Below are 854 nucleotides of genomic sequence, written 5' to 3' on the forward strand. Positions count from 1 at the left end.
CTCGAATTCGCCTCGACGGCCGATTTCGCGCGCCTTTCCCTTCCGAGAAATACGCTGGCCACGGCGCTTCTGGCATCGGCCATGCTGCTGCCGGCGGCCACTTCGAGCCATGCCGCGTCGGTCCTCCCAGAGCCGCGAGACGAGCTCCACCAGCCGGATGCGAAAGCCATGCTGCAGGACGCCAAGCGCGCGCTTCTGGCGGCCAATGGCGGCAACGGTGGCGGAAATGGCGGTGGCAACGGTGGCGGGAACGGCGGCAATGGCGGGAACGGCGGCAATGGCGGGAACGGCGGCAACGGAGGGAACGGAGGGAACGGCGGCAATGGAGGGAATGGCGGTAACGGTGGCAACGGCGGAAACGGTGGCAATGGAGGGAACGGCGGCAACGGAGGGAATGGCGGCAACGGAGGGAATGGCGGCAACGGAGGGAATGGCGGCGGAAACGGTGGCGGCAATGGCGGCGGCACCGGAAACGGCGGCGGCAATGGCGGGGGCGCCGGAAACGGTGGCGGCAACGGCGGTAGCGCCGGAAACGGCGGGAGCAATGGCGGCGGCACCGGAAACAGTGGCGGCAATGGTGGTAACGCTGGAAACGGCGGCAGCAATGGCGGCCATGGCGGCGGCCATCACGACTCCAATGTCGGCCATTCGGATGGCGGGCCCCGCTCCTGCGGATCATCCCCGCGAGTGTCTTGCTGACGCCGCCGCTTGACCTCGAAGCGCCGCGCGCCGGAGCGGCAGAAAGCAACGTCCTTCCAGTTTCCTGTTCCGGCTCGCCGCTCCGGCGGCGCGATGAACCGCCCTATGGGCCGGTGCGGTAGGCGAAATCGTCGATAGCGGCCTGCCAGTAGTGC

General features: G+C 68.7%; 2 protein-coding genes. Both read right to left on the bottom strand.

The window, feature by feature from the left end:
* A partial coding sequence (locus EOA24_RS42240; protein WP_210213658.1) for a hypothetical protein occupies positions 1 to 627 on the bottom strand: 627 nt, incomplete at its 3' end.
* The coding region (locus EOA24_RS42645) for a hypothetical protein (protein WP_210213659.1) at positions 627 to 854 on the bottom strand (228 nt) is incomplete at its 5' end. The genes EOA24_RS42645 and EOA24_RS42240, both read right to left, overlap by 1 nt.

The organism is Mesorhizobium sp. M2A.F.Ca.ET.039.01.1.1 (genome assembly GCF_003998035.1).
Lineage (GTDB): Bacteria > Pseudomonadota > Alphaproteobacteria > Rhizobiales > Rhizobiaceae > Mesorhizobium.